The 16,712-nt window shown below is 70.8% G+C and carries 12 protein-coding genes; 6 read left to right on the forward strand and 6 right to left on the reverse strand.

Annotated features, from left to right (window positions below):
• Positions 1–533: 533 nt before the first annotated feature.
• Complete coding sequence (locus tag JAV51_RS16285) at positions 534–1,031, reverse strand: DUF3830 family protein (RefSeq protein ID WP_197321599.1); 498 nt, start codon at positions 1,029–1,031, stop codon at positions 534–536.
• Positions 1,032–1,059: 28 nt separating this feature from the next.
• Positions 1,060–2,316, reverse strand: coding sequence for an aspartate aminotransferase family protein (locus tag JAV51_RS16290; RefSeq protein WP_197321600.1), 1,257 nt, complete (start codon positions 2,314–2,316; stop codon positions 1,060–1,062).
• 224 nt (positions 2,317–2,540) lie between these two features.
• Here JAV51_RS16290 and JAV51_RS16295 point away from each other — a divergent pair, with 224 nt between their 5' ends.
• The 3 genes from JAV51_RS16295 to JAV51_RS16305 all read left to right on the forward strand — a co-directional run bounded on the left by JAV51_RS16295 (position 2,541) and on the right by JAV51_RS16305 (position 9,411).
• Complete coding sequence (locus tag JAV51_RS16295; RefSeq protein WP_197321601.1) at positions 2,541–4,004, forward strand: NAD-dependent succinate-semialdehyde dehydrogenase; 1,464 nt, start codon at positions 2,541–2,543, stop codon at positions 4,002–4,004.
• Positions 4,001–5,068, forward strand: coding sequence for a tartrate dehydrogenase (locus JAV51_RS16300; protein ID WP_197321602.1), 1,068 nt, complete (start codon positions 4,001–4,003; stop codon positions 5,066–5,068). Before JAV51_RS16295 ends, JAV51_RS16300 begins: the two co-directional genes overlap by 4 nt.
• Before the next feature lie 62 nt (positions 5,069–5,130).
• Entirely contained in the window at positions 5,131–9,411 is a 4,281-nt protein-coding gene (locus JAV51_RS16305) for a cation-transporting P-type ATPase (RefSeq protein WP_197321603.1), read from the forward strand.
• Positions 9,412–9,442: 31 nt separating this feature from the next.
• Here JAV51_RS16305 and JAV51_RS16310 read toward each other — a convergent pair whose 3' ends face one another.
• The 3 genes from JAV51_RS16310 to JAV51_RS16320 are packed head-to-tail and all read right to left on the reverse strand — an operon-like array spanning position 9,443 to position 11,681.
• Positions 9,443–10,138 (reverse strand): GntR family transcriptional regulator, encoded by a 696-nt coding sequence (locus tag JAV51_RS16310; protein ID WP_197321604.1) that lies wholly within the window; start codon positions 10,136–10,138, stop codon positions 9,443–9,445.
• Positions 10,139–10,140: 2 nt separating this feature from the next.
• On the reverse strand, positions 10,141–10,887 hold the full coding sequence (locus JAV51_RS16315) for an aspartate/glutamate racemase family protein (RefSeq protein WP_197321605.1): 747 nt from the start codon (positions 10,885–10,887) through the stop codon (positions 10,141–10,143).
• A 44-nt stretch (positions 10,888–10,931) separates the two neighbouring features.
• Positions 10,932–11,681, reverse strand: coding sequence for an Asp/Glu/hydantoin racemase (locus JAV51_RS16320; RefSeq protein WP_197321606.1), 750 nt, complete (start codon positions 11,679–11,681; stop codon positions 10,932–10,934).
• 154 nt (positions 11,682–11,835) lie between these two features.
• On the opposite strand from JAV51_RS16320, the gene JAV51_RS16325 reads away from it, so the two are divergent.
• On the forward strand, positions 11,836–12,753 hold the full coding sequence (locus tag JAV51_RS16325; RefSeq protein ID WP_197321730.1) for a D-2-hydroxyacid dehydrogenase: 918 nt from the start codon (positions 11,836–11,838) through the stop codon (positions 12,751–12,753).
• A 33-nt stretch (positions 12,754–12,786) separates the two neighbouring features.
• Complete coding sequence (locus tag JAV51_RS16330; RefSeq protein ID WP_197321607.1) at positions 12,787–14,193, forward strand: amidase; 1,407 nt, start codon at positions 12,787–12,789, stop codon at positions 14,191–14,193.
• Positions 14,194–14,215: 22 nt separating this feature from the next.
• On the opposite strand, the gene JAV51_RS16335 is transcribed toward JAV51_RS16330, so the two are convergent.
• A complete protein-coding gene (locus JAV51_RS16335; protein WP_197321608.1) occupies positions 14,216–15,583 on the reverse strand; it encodes a wax ester/triacylglycerol synthase family O-acyltransferase in 1,368 nt (455 codons plus the stop codon).
• Positions 15,584–15,690: 107 nt separating this feature from the next.
• Here JAV51_RS16335 and JAV51_RS16340 point away from each other — a divergent pair, with 107 nt between their 5' ends.
• The gene (locus tag JAV51_RS16340; protein ID WP_197321609.1) at positions 15,691–16,692 is read left to right on the forward strand and encodes a glutathione S-transferase family protein; all 1,002 of its coding nucleotides are present in this window, start codon (positions 15,691–15,693) and stop codon (positions 16,690–16,692) included.
• Positions 16,693–16,712: the final 20 nt, after the last annotated feature.

Here is a 16,712-nt window from a genome sequence, read left to right on the forward strand (position 1 = left end):
ATTGGGGCGGGGGAAGCGGGGCCGGCTTCGCGCCTGTGCCGGCCCCGCGTAGTCATGCCTTGGCGCGGTGGCTCAGATCAGCCAGCCGATGAGGTGAGCGAGGTGCGCCAGCACGCCGGTGAGGATGTCGCCGACGTAGCTGCCGTGCATGACCATGAACTGCATGAGGGGCTCCTTCTACCAAAGGGTTTCGTTGGGGGTCCGGTGAGGACCCGGCGAATTGGTGCGCACACTCTGCTCTCGAAAGCGAGATCAAGATTTCCACTGGAAGATCGCGCTGTCAAAGATCGAGAAGTGCGAACGGAGCCGTTAGTGAAATCCTCTCAGTTTAGGGTCGTAACTCTTTCGGGTTTTACAGAGGGGCCAAAATGTCCGAGGTGGGGTGACCAATAGTGTTCGCCCGACCGGGTCGACCTGCTGCCGTCCGTGGTCGTCAGGTCGACGACCACGGCAGTGCCACTCCAGTGAGTTACCACTGATCTACTGAGAGTAAAAACGGCAACATTACCCGGTCGGGTGAACGATCTCCCTGTTCAGGCGCGGGCGAACGTCAGCGTCTCGCCCTCGACGCCCCGCAACCAGAGGTCCTGCGCGGCGGCGGCCATGTCGTCGAGGCCGTCGGTGATCGTCGCGAACACGTTGCCGGGAACCCAGCCCGCGTCACCGTTGATCAGGAGGTTGTTCCGCCCGTAGAAAATGGCGAGGTCGGTCGCACCCTGGTCGCTGTGTGCCTCGCTGCCCTCGTCGTAGCCGTACGCCGGGTTGCCGATCTCCCACGGCTCGAACCCGAAGTACACGACGTCTCCGGGAATGGGGGTCACCGTGGGATTCTCGCGGCCCGGCTTCGGGTCGGCGAATGGCGGGACGAGGGTGTAGACCTCGTTGCGCGCGTACTTCGCGTGGTACGCCGAACCGCTCTGCGGGAGGGCGTCCCACACCGCCTGACAGGTCCTCGGCGCCTCGTCGTCGAGCAGGCGGGCGCGGCAGGACACGCCGCGCTTGTCGAGGGTGATGGTGATGTAGCGGGCCAACGGGTACTCCTCGTTCGATGGATCGGGATCAGGAGCCGGTGACCGACGCGACGACGTCGGCCCAGATCGCCAGGGCCTCCTCGACCTGCTCGCTGGTCACCACCAGCGGTGGGATCATGCGCACGACGTTCATGAACGCGCCGCAGGTGAGCAGCAGCAGGCCCTTCTCGGCGGCGGCCTTCTGCACGGCCTGCGCGGTCGCACCGTCCGGCTTGCCGTCCGCGGTGACGAACTCCGACCCGACCAGCAGGCCGAGGCCACGCACGTCGCCGATGCCCGGCGTCTTCTCCCCGACCGCCTTCGCGCCGTCGAGCAGTTGACGACCGCGGGCCGCCGCGTTCTCGACGAGGTTCTCGTCGCGGATCACGTCGAGGGTGGCCAACGCCGCCGCGCACGACACGGCGTTGCCGCCGTACGTGCCGCCCTGCGAGCCCGGCCACGCCTTGCTCATCAGCTCCTGCGACGCGGCGATGCCCGACAGCGGGAAGCCGCTCGCGAGGCCCTTCGCGATGAGCACGACGTCGGGGCGGACGTCGAAGTGTTCGTGACCCCAGAACTTGCCCGTGCGGCCGAACCCGGTCTGGATCTCGTCGACGACGAGGAGGATGCCGTGCTCGTCGGCGCGGCGACGAAGGCCGGTCAGGAACTCGGTGTTGGCGGGCACGTAGCCGCCTTCGCCCAGCATCGGCTCGACGAAGAACGCGGCCGTCTCCTGGGGCGAGGTCTGGGTGGCGAACAGGTAGTCCAGCTCGCGCAGCGCGAAGTCCGTCGCGGTCTTCTCGTCCCAGCCGTAGTGGAAGGCGTACGGGAACGGGGCGACGTGCACGCCGCTCATCAACGGCGAGAAGCCGGCGCTGAATCGCGTGCCGGAGGTGGTCATCGACGCCGCCGCGACCGTGCGGCCGTGGAACCCGCCCTGGAACACGACGATGTTCGGCCGTCCCGTCGCCTGCCGGGTGAGCCGCAGTGCCGCCTCGACGGCCTCGCTGCCGGAGTTGGCGAAGAACAGGGAGTCGAGGCCCGAGGGCAGCACCTCGCTGAGCCGTTCCGTCAGCTCCAGCAGGGGCTTGTGCATCACGGTGGTGTACTGGCCGTGGATCAGCTTGCCGATCTGCTCCTGGGCCGCGGTCACCACGCGCGGGTGGCAGTGTCCGGTGCTCGTCACCCCGATGCCCGCGGTGAAGTCGAGGTGGCGGCGTCCGTCGGTGTCGTAGAGGTAGGTGCCCTCTCCGTGATCGACGACGACCGGAGTGGCCTGCTTGAGGATCGGGGAAAGCTGCGCCATGTCAGCGTGCTCCTTTGCAACGGCTGCGCGACGTCGGTGGACGCCGCCTACGTGCTACGTGTCGGATCGGTCGGGCGAACCGGCCGCGGGACGCGAGCCGCTCGGTGGTGCGGTGTCGTGGCCCACGACCTCCGGAGGAGGGTGTCCCCCGGGGTTGTAGATTGTCGACAATATTCGTAGCATGGCACTCGCAGTGGCGCAATCAGCGACAGCGAGGAGTCTTCATGAGCGCGGTCACCGAGTCGAGCGTGGTGGAAGCCGTCACGAAGGAGTTGTTCATCGGCGGCAAATGGACGCCCGCGGCCAGCGGTGCGACGTTCCCCGTGTCCGACCCGGCGACCGGGGAGGTGCTCTGCGAGGTCGCCGACGCCTCCGCCTCCGACGGCCTGGCGGCGCTCGACGCGGCCGTCTCGGCGCAGGCGGATTGGGCGGCCCATCCGCCCAGGGAGCGCGGTGAGATCCTGCGGCGGGCCTACGACGCCCTGATGGCGCGGCAGGAGGAACTGGCCCTGCTGATGACGCTCGAAATGGGCAAGCCGTTGGCGGAGTCGCGCGGCGAGGTGGCGTACGCGGCCGAGTTCTTCCGCTGGTTCGCCGAGGAGGCCGTGCGCATCGACGGCGGGTACGCGGTGGCGCCGAACGGCACCGGCCGGTTCCTGGTGACCAAGCAGCCGGTGGGTCCGTCCCTGCTCATCACGCCGTGGAACTTCCCGATGGCGATGGGGACCCGCAAGATCGGTCCGGCCGTCGCCGCCGGGTGCACGATGGTGATCAAGCCCGCGGAGCAGACGCCGTTGTCCATGCTGGCTCTCGCCCAGATCCTCGCCGACGCGGGACTGCCCGACGGAGTGCTCAACGTCGTCACCACCTCCGACGCGGGCGGGGTCGTGGAGCCGCTCATCCGTGACGGCCGGGCTCGCAAGTTGTCGTTCACCGGGTCGACGCAGGTGGGCCGGCTATTGCTGGAGCAGTGCGCCGACAAGGTGCTGCGCACGTCCATGGAGCTGGGTGGCAACGCCCCGTTCCTGGTGTTCGACGACGCCGACCTCGACGCCGCGGTCGAGGGGGCGATGCAGGCGAAGATGCGCAACATCGGCGAGGCCTGCACGGCGGCCAACCGCTTCTACGTGCAGCGTGGCATCGCCGACGAGTTCGCGCGCCGCCTCACCGAGCGCATGTCCGCGTTGCCCATCGGTCGTGGCACCGAGGACGGCGTGGTGGTCGGTCCGCTGATCGACGAGGCTGCCGTCGCCAAGGTGGGCGAGCTGGTGCAGGACGCCACCCAGCGTGGTGCCGAGGTGCTGACCGGTGGTGCGACCGTGGACGGGCCGGGGAACTTCTACCGGCCCACCGTGCTCACCGGCGTGCCCACCGACTCCCGGATCGCTCGGGAGGAGATCTTCGGGCCCGTTGCGCCGATCTCGGTCTTCGACACCGAGGAGGAGGCGCTGGCGGCGGCGAACGACACCGAGTACGGCCTCGTCGGGTACGTCTACACCAACGACGTCAAGCGCGCGTTGCGGGTCAGCGAGCGGTTGGAGACCGGCATGGTCGGGTTGAACCAGGGCATCGTGTCGAACCCGGCCGCACCGTTCGGCGGTGTCAAGCAGTCCGGTCTCGGCCGGGAGGGCGGCACCGTCGGCATCGACGAGTTCCTGGAGACCAAGTACATCGCGGTGAGCCTGTGAGCGCGCCGGTGAGGACCTACGAGATCGCGGCCATTCCCGGTGACGGCATCGGCGTCGACGTCACGCTCCAGGCCCGCAAGGTGCTCGACGCCGCCGCGGAACGACACGACTTCGCCCTGCACTGGACCGAGTTCGACTACAGCTGCGAGCGCTACACCGAGACGGGCGCGATGATGCCCGACGACGGCGTGGCGACGCTGGCCCGTTTCGACTCGATCCTGCTGGGGGCCGTGGGCTTTCCCGGGGTGCCGGACCACGTGTCGCTGTGGGGGTTGCTCATCCCGTTGCGGCGTGCGTTCTCGCAGTACGTGAACCTGCGGCCGGTACGGCTGCTGCCCGGCACCACCTCCGTGCTCGCGGACCGGACGGCCGACGAGCTGGAGATGGTGATCGTGCGGGAGAACTCGGAGGGCGAGTACTCCACGCTCGGGGGCAGGCACAACCAGGGACAGCCGGGCGAGTTCGTGCTCCAGGAATCGGTGTTCACACGGGTCGGGGTGGAACGCATCATCCGGTACGCGTTCGAGCTGGCCCGCACCCGCTCGCGGCGGGTGTGCTCGGCGACGAAGTCCAACGGAATCATCCACACGATGCCGTTCTGGGACGAGATCTTCGAGCTGGTCGCGGCCGAGTATCCCGACGTGACCGCCGAGCAGTGTCACATCGACGCGCTCGCCGCCAGGATGGTGCAGCACCCCGACCGGCTCGACGTCGTCGTGGCGTCGAACCTGTTCGGCGACATCCTCAGCGACCTCGCCGCGGCCGTGACGGGCGGCCTGGGCATGGCGCCCTCCGGCAACATCAACCCGGAGCGCACCCACCCGTCGATGTTCGAGGCCGTGCACGGAAGCGCTCCGGACATCGCGGGCAAGGGCATCGCGAACCCGGTGGCGCAGATCCTCGCGGGTGTCATGATGCTCGACCACCTCGGCGAGTCGGAGGCCGCGCGGGCGGTGGACGCCGCTGTCGAGAAGGTGCTGGCGCAGGGCGACGTCGCGACCCCCGACCTCGGGGGAACGGCGACCACCGACGAGCTCGGAACGGCGATCGCCGAGGCACTCTGAAGCGGAGCCGGGGTGCCCGGCCATGGTGCGTAGAACGCCATGTCGCGGGGCATTCCGGCTCCATGAACCTGCTCGGTCTGCCGATTCCCGGTCCGCTGTCCCTGGTCGGCTCCGCCCTCGGCACCGTGCAGGGGCTGGCGTCGTTGGCGACGACGCCCCGGCGGTACGTGCGCACGAGTCCCGGCCGGTTGTACGTCGAGGTGCGGGGTGTGCAGGGCCGGGGCAGGTCCACGATCGCCCGCCGGGTCGAGGAGGCGGTCGAGTCGCACCCGCAGGTGGTGTGGGCGCGCGTGAACGGGCCGACCTCCCGGCTCGTCGTCACCGTCGCCGATCCGCCGCCGAGGCCTTCGGAGATCGTCCGGCTCGTGCGGCAGGCGGAGGCGGAACCCGTGACCGTCGAGGACGAGATCGCCGAGGAGGAGACGCACCATCCGGCCGAAGGGGTCAGGGGCACGCAGGTGGTGCCGACCCTGGCCGTCGACGTCCTCGGCCTGCTGTTGTCGCTCGTCACGCGCCTCGGCCGGTGGGCACCGCTTCCTCCTGAGGTGGCCGGGGTGCTCGCCGCCGTCGAACACCACCCGTGGCTGCGGGAGCTGATCGTGTCGCGCGCTCAGGGCCCGACGCGCGCGGACTCCCGCCTGTCGATGGCGGGAGCGCTCGCGCAGGGGCTCGCGGCGGGCAACGAGAGCATCATGCTCGACATCGTGCAGCGGGCCGGGCAGTGGCAGGAGGCCCGGGCCGTCGAGCGCGCTTGGTCGGCCGTCGAGGACCGGATCGTGACCGGTCCCGAGGCCGTCGCCGCCAAGACGCGGTCCAGTACGCGGCCCGCTCCCGCACCGCGCAGTGTCGGCGAGCGGTACCAGAGCCGGGCGCTGGGTGTCGGAGCTGTCGCAGGTGTGGCGGCGGCACCGTTTCTGGGGGTCCGCAACGGGTTGGCGCTCGGGTTGGCGGCCCTGCCGAAGCCCGTGGAGGCGAGCAGGGCGGCGTTCGGCAGCGCGCTGGGCACCGCGATCGCCCGGCGCGGCGCGATCGTCATGGATCGCTCGGTGCTGCGACGGATGGACAGCATCGACGTCGTCGTCGTGGATCGGAAGGGACTGCGGACCGGGTCGTCGGCGATGTCCACCCTCGTCCCGGTCGGCGGTGCCGACAAGAAGACGATCGCCGAGGTGGCGTGGCGGCTCTTCTCCGCCAGGGGACCCGACGGCACGTCCGAGGACGGCGAGTGGTGGCTCGGTCCGCTGGACGGCCACGACCTCACCGGGCCGCACGGCGACGAGGAGACGGCCGCCGTGCGGCGGCAGGGTGCCGACCAGGTGGTCGGGTTGGGTCGGGGACGTCGATTGCAGGCGGTCGCCGGGTTGAATCCCGAGTCGCTGCCGAACACCGAGTTGTTGTCCGTCGCCGCGCGCCGCAGCGGCGTTCCCGTGCACGAGACCGACGACCCGCGCGCCACCGTGCACGCCTTGCAGGAGCGCGGTCTGCGGGTGCTGGTGGTGTCGAACTCCCGACGGGCGCTGTCCGTGGCCGACTGCGGGGTGGGGGTGTACGCGGCGGGGGAACGGCCACCGTGGGGCGCGCACGTCCTCGTGGGTGCCGATCTGGTCACCGCGGCCGTGCTGATCGAGGCCGTCGGGGTCATGAAGGAGGTGACGACCCACAGCATCCGCATCGCGCAGGCGTCGTCGGCCGTGGGCATGATCTCGGTGCTGCGTGGCGGGCCGACGAACCCCACCACGCGGGCACAGCGCCCCGTCAACGCGGGCGCGGCGCTCGCCCTGTTCAACGCCCGACGGCATGCGCTGCGACTCCGCGAGCCGAGCCGCGCGGAGGCGGTCGGGTCACGTGCGATGCCCTGGCACATGATGCCCGTGGACGTGGTGCGCGCGCGGCTCGGCTGCGGTGAGTCGGGGCTGACCGAGGCGGAGGCCCGCCGCCGAGCCGCCGCGGTGCGACGCCCCAGCACCGGCGGGACGACGTTGGGCAGTGCCTTCATGGCCGAACTGGCGAACCCGCTCACCCCGGTGATGGCCGGGGGTGCCGCCGTCGCGGCGGCGGTGGGCTCTCCCGTCGACGCGGCACTGGTGGTGGCCGTCGTCGGGTTGTCGGCGTTGATCGGGGGCCTGCAACAGGTCCGGGCGGAGAAGGAGCTGGCGGATCTGCTGCGGCGGTCGGCGGTCAGCGCCGTGGTCGTGCGGGACGGTGAGGAGCGGGTCGTCACCGCGGACGAGCTGGTGCCGGGGGATCTCGTCGTGTTGACCGCGGGGGACGTGGTTCCCGCCGACGCCAGGATCGTGGAGTCAAGCGGATTGGAGCTCGACGAGTCGTCGCTCACCGGCGAGTCGCTGCCCGTGGCCAAGGACGCCGCCGCGGTCGTGGCGTCGGACGTGGCGGAGCGGTCGTCGATGGTGTACGAGGGCACGACCGTGTCGGCGGGCAGGGCGACCGTGACCGTCGTGGCCGTCGGCGACGACACCGAGGCCGGGCGCAGCATGGCCATCGCCCGCGAGGGCGCGCCCACGACGGGAGTCGAGTCACGGTTGACCGAACTGACCGAGAAGAGCCTGCCCTTCGCGGCGGGTTCCGCGGCGGCGGTGGTGGGAGCCGGTCTCCTGCGGGGTATCCCGCTGCGCGAGAGCCTGGGGGCGGCGGTCAACCTCGCCATCGCCTCCGTGCCGGAGGGACTGCCGTTCATGGTCAACGCCGCACAGCTGGCGGCGGCACGGCGGCTGGCGGAACACCGGGCCCTCGTGCGCAACCCCCGCAGCATCGAGGCCCTCGGCCGTGTCGACGTCCTGTGCTTCGACAAGACGGGAACGCTCACCGAGGGGCGGTTGACCGTCCGCGAGTTCGACGACGGGCACACGGTGCGCTCGGAGCTGTCCGGCAGGGGCGCCGCGTTGCGACCCGTGCTCGCCGCGGCGTTGCGGGCCACTCCATCCGAGGACGAAGACCTCCGCCACGCCACCGACCGGGCGGTCGCCGAGGCGGGCGCGCGATGGGAGGTGACCGCCGCGTCCGGGGTCGGCCGGTGGGAGGAGATCGAGTCCGTGCCGTTCGAGTCGTCCCGCGGCCTGCACGCCACTCTCGGCCGGACCCCGCAGGGCCTGCTGCTCAGCGTGAAAGGGGCTCCGGAGGAGGTGCTGTCCCGCTGCGAGCTCGGGGGAAAGGCCCGGAAGCGGCTCGTCGGTCGGCTGCGGGACCTCGCCGGCGCGGGTCGGCGGGTGCTCGCCGTCGCCGAACGTCCGCTTGCCGAGCCGATCGACCTGCGTGACCCCGACGCCGTGCGCGGTCTGACGTTCACGGGCTTCCTCGCGATCGCCGACCCGGTGCGTGACAGCGCCGCCCCGGCCGCGGCCCGACTTCGCGACGCGGGCGTGCAGATCGTCATGCTCACCGGTGACCACCCGGCGACCGGCGGCGCGATCGCCGCGGAGATCAACGGTCACCACGACCTCAAGGTCGTCACGGGCGCGGATCTCGACGAACTCGACGAGGAGGGCCTGCGTGCGCTGCTGCCCGAGGTCGACGTGATCGCGCGCTGCACACCCGCCCACAAGGTGCGCATCGTGCAGGCGTACCGCGCGCTGGGCAAGACCGTGGCGATGACCGGCGACGGGGCCAACGACGCACCCGCGATCCGGCTCGCCGACGTCGGCATCGCTCTCGGGGGTCGTGGCACGCCCGCCGCCAGGGCCGCGGCCGACCTCGTGGTGACCGACGACCGGCTCGAAACGATCATCGCCGCGTTGGTGGAGGGCCGGGCGATGTGGGCGTCGGTGCGGTCGGCGCTGGGCGTGCTGCTCGGCGGCAACCTCGGCGAGATGGCGTTCACGATCCTCGGCTCGGTGGTCACCGGCCGCTCGCCGCTCAACGCGCGGCAACTGCTGCTGGTCAACATGCTGACCGACCTGGCCCCGTCGATGGCCATCGCGCTGCGCCGTCCCGACGACGAGAGCGTGGAGGATGTCTTGCGGGAGGGACCGGAGAGTTCGCTGGGCAGGCGGCTCTACCGCGACATCGGGGTGCGTGCGGGCACGACCGCCGTCGGGGCGACGACCGCGTGGACCGTCGCCCGGTTCACGGGACGTCGTCGCCGGGCGGGCACCGTCGGACTCGCCGCGCTCGTGGCGACACAGCTCGGGCAGACCCTGGTGACCGGCCGCCGCAATCCGTCGGTGCTGCTCACCGGCGTCGGGTCCGCGGCGGCGCTGGCGGCGGTGATCCAGACGCCGGGGCTGAGCCAGTTCTTCGGCTGCACTCCGCTCGGACCCGTGGGCTGGGGCATCGCGTTGAGCAGTGCCACCGTCGCGACGGCGGCGGGCGCGATCGCGGGCCTCTGAGCCCGGACCCGTGGCGAACTCGGAACCGAACTCAGTTGTCCGCGGGCGTCACCAACGTCTTGTCCGGGGCCAGCCGTCGCACCGCGTCCTCCATGTGCGCCTCCAGCAACGCGATCAACGACTCCTCGTCGCCGTCGCGGAGCGCCTCGATGATGCGGTTGTGTTCGGCGATGCGCTCGTCCGCGCCCTGCGAGTTGCGCTGGTAGGTGTTCTGCAGCGCCGACAGACACATCCGGGTCTCGATGAGCAGGGTGCTCGCCATGCGCACGAGCCGTCTGCTGCCGGACGACTCGATGAGCGTCTCGTGGAACGCGAGGTCGGCCTCGATGAGCGCGGCGGGATCGTCGAGCTCATCGGCCTCGGCCATGGCGGTGACCGACTCCGTCAGCCGCGCGACGACGTCGTGGCGGTGCGGACCACGCACGACGCGCTGGGCCGCCGCGCGTTCGATGGCCGACCGTGCCCAGTAGATGTCGTGGACGTCGTCGGGTTCGAGGTCGATGACGAACAGCCCACGGTGGGGTTCGCTGCGCAACAGCCCTTCCGACACCAGCCGTTGCATGGCCTCCCGTAGCGGGCCGCGCGACACCTCGAACCGGGACGCCAGCTCCGTCTCCCCGAGCTGGGTTCCCGGTGGCAGGGCGCCGTTCATGATCGCGTCTCGGAGCTGACGGGCGATGATCGACGCCGTCGACTCCCTGCTGACGGGTGCGATGTCGGCCAGCATGGCTACACGCCTCTCCTTCGGAACAGGGTGCCCAGGCCGGGCACGGTGCGGGCGTCCTCTCCGACGAGCCGGAGGCCTTCCCACACGGTCACCTGGTTGGCGGTCAGGACGGGTTTGCCGAGGCGTTCTTCGAGCACGTCGACCAGGGCGAGCGTGCGCATGGCCGTGTCGGGGACCAGCACCGCGTCGGCGTCCTCCCGGTCGCGGCTCGCGATCAGCTCCACCACGTCGTCGGGGGAGAGCCGACCCACCTCGGCCGCCGTGACGATATCGGCACTCGACAGACCGACCACGTCCACGCCCGCTCGGCCCAGGAAGTCGGCGAACAGTCGGGCGACGTCGTCGGGGTAACTCGCGGCGACGGCGACGGTGCGCACGCCCAGGGCCTTCGCCGCGTGGACGAACGCGAACGACGTGCTGGAGGCGGGGCGGCCCCCGGCGGCGGCCGAGAGCGCGGCCACCTGCTCGTGGGCACCGTCCCAGCCATAGACGAAGCTGCCGCTCGTGCACGCCCACACGACCGCGTCGGGCTGGTGAGCCGCGAGTTTGTCCGCGCCCTCCGCGAGCCGGGCGGGGCTGCCGAGGTCGAGCAGTTCGGGCACCGCGTGGAGGTCGGTGCCGTAGATGTGTTCGACCGGGAGCCGGACCGCGTCGCCGAGCAGCTTCTCCGCGTACGGGTAGTCGTCCTCGGCGGCGTGGTCCGGGTAGATGAAGCCGACCGTCGTGGCGTCCTGTTGGCTGCGCGGCACCGGGCACCTCCTGAATGCAGATTGTCGACAATCCTACTGGAAATTCAGGAGACTTCGCGCAACCATCGGCCGGGTCCCACGATCGGCAGCTCCATCCGCCGCAGGCAGGCCCACATCGTGAGCTGGTTGGCGGTCAGCACCGGCTTGCCGAGGGCTTTCTCCAGCGGCTCGATGACGTCGTAGGTCGGAAGATTGGTGCAACTGATGAAGATCGCCTCGGCCGCGGAGTGGTCGGCGGCGAGGATGCGCTCGGCGATCGTGCGGTAGCCGACCTTCCAGATGCCGCCGCCGAGTCCGAGGTGGTCGCTCGCGACGGTCGTGACCCCGAGTTCGGCGAGGAAGTCGTGCAGGCGGGCCGTGAGGTCGGCGTCGTAGGGCGTCAGCACGGAGATCCGCCGCAGGTCGAGCTGGTGCAGGACCTCGGCGAGCGCGCCGGACGTCGTGACGGCCTCCGGGGCGCCCGCGTCGCAGATGACCTTGCGCAGCGACCACTCGGCGGAGACGCCGTTGACGAAGCTGCCCGAGGTGCACAGGTACGCCACCACCTCCGGCTCGACGTGGAGGACGTCGCGGGTGGCTGCCGCGAGGTGCGCCGAGTTGCTGACGAGGTGGGCCATCTCCATGCTGACGGGAACCGGCTCGTACGGAGTGCGGGCCAGGTGGAGCGAGACCTCCATGGGTACCCATCGCCAGAGCTCCCGTTCGAGAGCGAGGTCGAACGGGGCGATGATGCCGATCCCGCGCTGGGCGAGCGGGCCGTCGAAGGAGGGGAAGTCCAATGCTGCGAAATCCAAGGTCGACCTCCGACGGCGTCACGGCATGAAGGGGTCTCCGGGGGGCGTTCCTCGGATTGTTGACAATCATACGACTGCCTCATACCGTGTCAACGTGAGTGGCACGAATCGTCCGGTTCTCGCCGTTCTGTGCGGCGACCGACGTCCCCCCGGCATGGAACCCATCGAGCAGGCGGCGACGGTTCGCTACGCCACCGCCGACGAGCTCCCCACCGCCCTGAAGGGCGCGGACGCGCTCTTCGTCTACGACTTCCTGTCGCGGGCCGTGCCCTCGGCCTGGTCCTCCGCCGACTCCCTGCGCTGGCTGCACATCGCGAGCGCGGGCGTGGACCCGGTGATGTTCCCCGAACTGCGCGACAGCGACGTCGTGCTCACCAACTCCCGCGGGGTCTTCGACTCCGCCATCGCCGAGTACGTCCTCGGGCTCGTCATCGCGTTCGCCAAGGACTTCGCCGGCTCGCTCCGGCTGCAACAGCGACGCGTCTGGCAGCACCGGGAGACCGAACGGGTCGCCGGGACCTCGGCCCTCGTGGTCGGCACCGGGCCCATCGGCCGGGCCGTCGCCCGCCTGCTGCGCGCGGTGGGGATGTCGGTCGCCGGAGCGGGCCGTCGGCCCAGGCAGGACGACCCCGACTTCGGCACGGTCGTCCCGTCGGCGGAACTCGCCGACCACGTGAGCGACGTCGACGTCGTGGTGGCGGTGGCACCCCTGACCGAGCAGACCCGAGGCATGTTCGACGACCGTGTCTTCGCCGCCATGAAACCGGGATCGCGTTTCATCAACGTCGGCAGGGGAGAGCTGATGGTGACCGACCACCTCGTGGCGGCCCTGCGTGACGGCCACCTCTCCGGCGCCGCGCTCGACGTGTTCGAGCAGGAGCCCCTGCCGCGGGAGAGTCCGCTGTGGACGATGGAGAACGTGCTGATCTCCGCGCACATGTCCGGCGACGTCGTCGGCTGGCGCAACGCGCTCGTCGACGTCTTCGCCGACAACTTCGCCCGGTGGCGGGACGGCCGACCGCTGCGCAACGTCGTCGACAAACGTCTGGGCTATGTACCCTCGACGAGCTGAGGTGCGCCTTCGCCGACGACGACGAGGAGACCGATGTCGAGCCTGCCGATGCTGACCGCGAGCGAGCTGGTCGCCGCCTACTCGTCCGGCGAGCTGTCGCCCGTCGAGGCGACCCGCGCCGCTCTCGACGTGATCGCCGACCGCGATTCCGACTACCACGCGTTCACGCTCGTCGACCCGGAAGTGGCGCTCGACGCGGCTCGCAGCTCGGAGGAACGCTGGCGGCAGGGCAACCCCATCGGCTGGCTCGACGGAGTCCCGTCGTCGATCAAGGACCTCTTTCTCACCCAGGGGTGGCCGACGCTGCGTGGCTCGCTGTGCATCGACCGCGACCAGGCCTGGGACGTCGACAGTCCCGTCACCGCGCGCATGCGCGAACACGGCCTCGTGCTGCTCGGCAAGACCACCACGCCCGAGCTGGGTTGGAAGGCCGTCACCGACAGCCCACTCGACGGCATCACCCGCAACCCGTGGAACCCCGCGTTGACCCCCGGCGGGTCGAGCGGCGGCAGCGCCGTGGCGCTCGCGGCGGGCATGGGCGAGCTGTCGGTGGGCACCGACGGCGGAGGATCGATCCGCATTCCCGCGTCGTTCTGCGGCGTCGTCGGCTTCAAACCCACCGGAGGTCGGGTCCCGCTGTATCCGGCGAGCCCGTACGGGGCGCTCGCGCACGCGGGGCCGATGGCGCGGTCGGTGGACGACGTGGCGCTGCTGCTCGACGTGATCGCCGCGCCCGACCCGCGCGACCCGAGCGCGCTCCCGCCTCCGCCCAGCACCTACCGCGAGGCGGTGCGGCGTGACGTCCGCGGGCTGCGCGCGGCGTACTCGGCAGACCTCGGTTACGTCGACGTCGACCCCGAGATCGCGCAGATCGTGGTGTCGGTCGCCGCGAAGGTCAGCGAGGTCGGACTGCTCGTCGAGGACGCCGACCCGGGTTTCGACGATCCGGCCGACGCGTTCGACGTGCTTTGGTCGGCGGGCGCCGCCCAGTGGCTCGACTCGTTCCCGCCCGGCTCCGAGGAGCGGATCGACCCCGGCCTACGGGCGGTGTGGGAGCGGGGTCGCACCTACTCCGCGCGCGACTACCTGAACGCGACCGCCGAGCGGGCCTCGCTGGGCATCCACATGGGAGAGTTCCACACCCGCTACGACGTGCTGATCACGCCCACCATGCCGATTCCACCGTTCGAGGTGGGTCACGACGTGCCGCCGGGCAGCGACTACGAGAGCTGGCCGCAGTGGACGCGGTTCACGTACCCGTTCAACCTCACCCAGCAGCCCGCGATCACCGTGCCCGCCGGGTTCACCTCCAGCGGTCTGCCCGTGGGGCTGCAGATCGTGGGGCCACGGCACTCCGACGACCTCGTCTTGGCGGTGGCGAGGCTGATCGAGGAGATCAACCCGTGGCCGACCGACCGCCCGGCGGGCGTCCGGAACTGATCAGCAGCCCGCCGCCGTGGGGTTACAGCACCGCGCGTTCGAGGGCGCTCAGGCCGTCCTCCAGATAGGTCAGGAGGCGTTGGAGGTGCGGCACGCTGCGGCGGCAGCCCGTGATGCCGACGTCCAGAGTGCCCCCGCTGCTGACGGTCGTGATGTTCAGCGCCAGGCCGTCGAGCAGCACCGACGCCGGATAGAGGCCGTCGAGGCGGGCGCCGTTCCAGTACAGCTGTGAGCGCGGCCCCGGAATGTTCGAGATCACGACGTTGAACGCCGGGCGCGTGTGCGTGACGACTCCGGGCAGCGGCGCCACGGCGAACGGCGCGACGTTCAGCGCGGACAACGCCAACGCCTGCGTCGGCGACAGGTCCTTGAACAGCCGCTTGCCGTCGGACATGCAGCGGTGCACGACGGTGAGCCGGTCGGCGGGGTCGACGAGGTTCGTCCCGAGCTCGCACAGCAGGGCGCCGACGCGGTTGCCCGCCGTCGCGTCGCCGGAGCGGGGGCGCAACGACACCGGCACCATCGCCACCAGCGAGGTGTCGGGAAGCTCGTTCCGCTCCGACAGATACGTCCGCAACGCGGCCGAGCACATCGCCAGCACGACGTCGTTGCGCGGCACGCCCGCGGCGTCGGCCACGGCACCGATGCGCTCCAGCTCCCACGACTGCGCCGCGAACCGCCGCGCCCCACCCACGGGAACGTTGAACATCGTCCTCGGGGCTTCCAGTGGGAGGGTGAGGCGGTGGTCCCGGAACGCCTCGGTCGCCACGCGGGCGGCGACAGGAGCCATCCCGACGAGGTCGCCCACGAGCCGTCCCCCGGCCCGCAGCAGAGCGGTCGGGCGCGGACTCGGTCGGACGCGGTCGCGCGGAGGCCGCCGGGTGCCCCACAGCGGCGGGCAGTCGCGCGCGTCGGGATCGTCGGTGAGGACGCTCTGGAGCTGCCGCAGCGCGGACACGCCGTCCAGCAGCGCGTGGTGGATCTTGCTGTAGAACGCGAACCGGCCGTCGGCGAGTCCTTCGACGAGGTGGATCTCCCACAGGGGCCGATGCCGGTCGAGTGGTGTGCTGTGCCAGCGCGAGACGACTTCGAGCAGCTCGCGGATGCGTCCGGGCTGCGGCAGCGCCGAGTGCCGGAAGTGGTAGTCGAGGTCGAGGTCGGTGTCCTCGGTCCAGGCCAGGTAGCCGAGGCTGTGCAGCGGAGTGGCGGGTCGCAGCCGGAACACGTCACGTACGGGGGAGTGGCGCAGCAGGTCCTCGCGCAGCAGCCGCAGGTGGTCGTCGCCCGCGTCGGGGGGTGGGGTGAACAGTGCGAGGCCCCCGACATGCATGGGGTGTTCGCGGGTGTCGAGGGCGAGGAACATCGAGTCGGTGACCGGCATGGGTTTCATCGGCTGTTCGGTCTCCCCGTTCGCTGGTGTCGCACCTGCTCGACGTCTTCCCCGTGTGCTCGTTTCGGTGGATGACCTGGCGTCGTCGGCGCACTAGCGTCGACGCCATGGGTATCGAGACCGACCCGGAAACCGGGCAGTACCACCGCGCTGCCAATCACTTCGCCTCCCGCATCACCGCCGACGGCCGTGACGGCTGGCCGGTCGAGGCGGGCCGTTACCGCCTCGTCGTGAGCCGGGCGTGCCCGTGGGCCAGCCGCGCGCTCGTCGTGCGTCGGCTCCTGGGTCTGGAGCAGGCGCTGTCGGTCGCCGTGGCCGACCCGATCCAGGACGACCGCAGTTGGCGATTCACCCTCGACCCGGACGGCCGTGACCCGGTGCTCGGCATCCGGTTCCTCGGCGAGGCGTACGCCAAGGCCGATCCCGACTATTCGGGCGGCATTAGCGTGCCCGCGATCGTGGACATACCCAGTGGAAAGGTCGTGACCAACGACTATCCGCAGATCACCCTCGATCTGTCGACGGAGTGGACCGCCTACCACCGTCCCGGGGCGCCCGATCTCTACCCCGAGGCGTTGCGCGACGAGATCGACGAGGTGAACGCCGCCGTGTACGCCGACGTGAACGCGGCGGTGTACGAGGCGGGGTTCGCCACGAAGCAGGCTGCCTACGAGGAGGCCTACGACCGACTGTTCGCACGACTCGATGCGCTGTCGGAGCGGTTGGCCACCCGGCGCTACCTGGTGGGGGACACGATCACCGAGGCCGACATCCGGTTGTTCACCACGCTCGTGCGGTTCGACGCCGTCTACCACGGTCACTTCAAGTGCAATCGCTCCAAGCTCAGCGAGATGCCGGTGCTGTGGGCGTACGCGCGCGATCTGTTCCAGACACCGGGTTTCGGCGACACGGTCGACTTCGACCACATCAAGCGGCACTACTACCAGGTGCACGGTGAGGTGAACCCGACCCGCATCGTTCCGAAGGGTCCCGACCTGTCGGTGTGGGCGACTCCCCACGGCCGGGAGGACCTCGGCGGACGTCCCTTCGGGGACGGCACGCCGCCGGGGCCGCCGCCACCCGAGGAGACCCTCCCACCTCAGTGGTGACGTGGTCGTATCCTCGCCGC

The sequence above is a fragment of the Saccharomonospora sp. NB11 genome (assembly GCF_015910535.1).
Classification (GTDB): domain Bacteria; phylum Actinomycetota; class Actinomycetes; order Mycobacteriales; family Pseudonocardiaceae; genus Saccharomonospora.

Excerpts from the sequence above, each read along its gene's own strand:
- JAV51_RS16335 (WP_197321608.1), bottom strand. The coding sequence starts at position 15,583 with ATGAAACCCATGCCGGTCACCGACTCGATGTTCCTCGCCCTCGACACC.
- JAV51_RS16290 (WP_197321600.1), bottom strand. The coding sequence starts at position 2,316 with ATGGCGCAGCTTTCCCCGATCCTCAAGCAGGCCACTCCGGTCGTCGTC.
- JAV51_RS16330 (WP_197321607.1), top strand. The coding sequence starts at position 12,787 with ATGTCGAGCCTGCCGATGCTGACCGCGAGCGAGCTGGTCGCCGCCTAC.
- JAV51_RS16340 (WP_197321609.1), top strand. The coding sequence starts at position 15,691 with ATGGGTATCGAGACCGACCCGGAAACCGGGCAGTACCACCGCGCTGCC.
- JAV51_RS16305 (WP_197321603.1), top strand. The coding sequence starts at position 5,131 with ATGAACCTGCTCGGTCTGCCGATTCCCGGTCCGCTGTCCCTGGTCGGC.
- JAV51_RS16295 (WP_197321601.1), top strand. The coding sequence starts at position 2,541 with ATGAGCGCGGTCACCGAGTCGAGCGTGGTGGAAGCCGTCACGAAGGAG.
- JAV51_RS16325 (WP_197321730.1), top strand. The coding sequence starts at position 11,836 with ATGGAACCCATCGAGCAGGCGGCGACGGTTCGCTACGCCACCGCCGAC.
- JAV51_RS16310 (WP_197321604.1), bottom strand. The coding sequence starts at position 10,138 with ATGCTGGCCGACATCGCACCCGTCAGCAGGGAGTCGACGGCGTCGATC.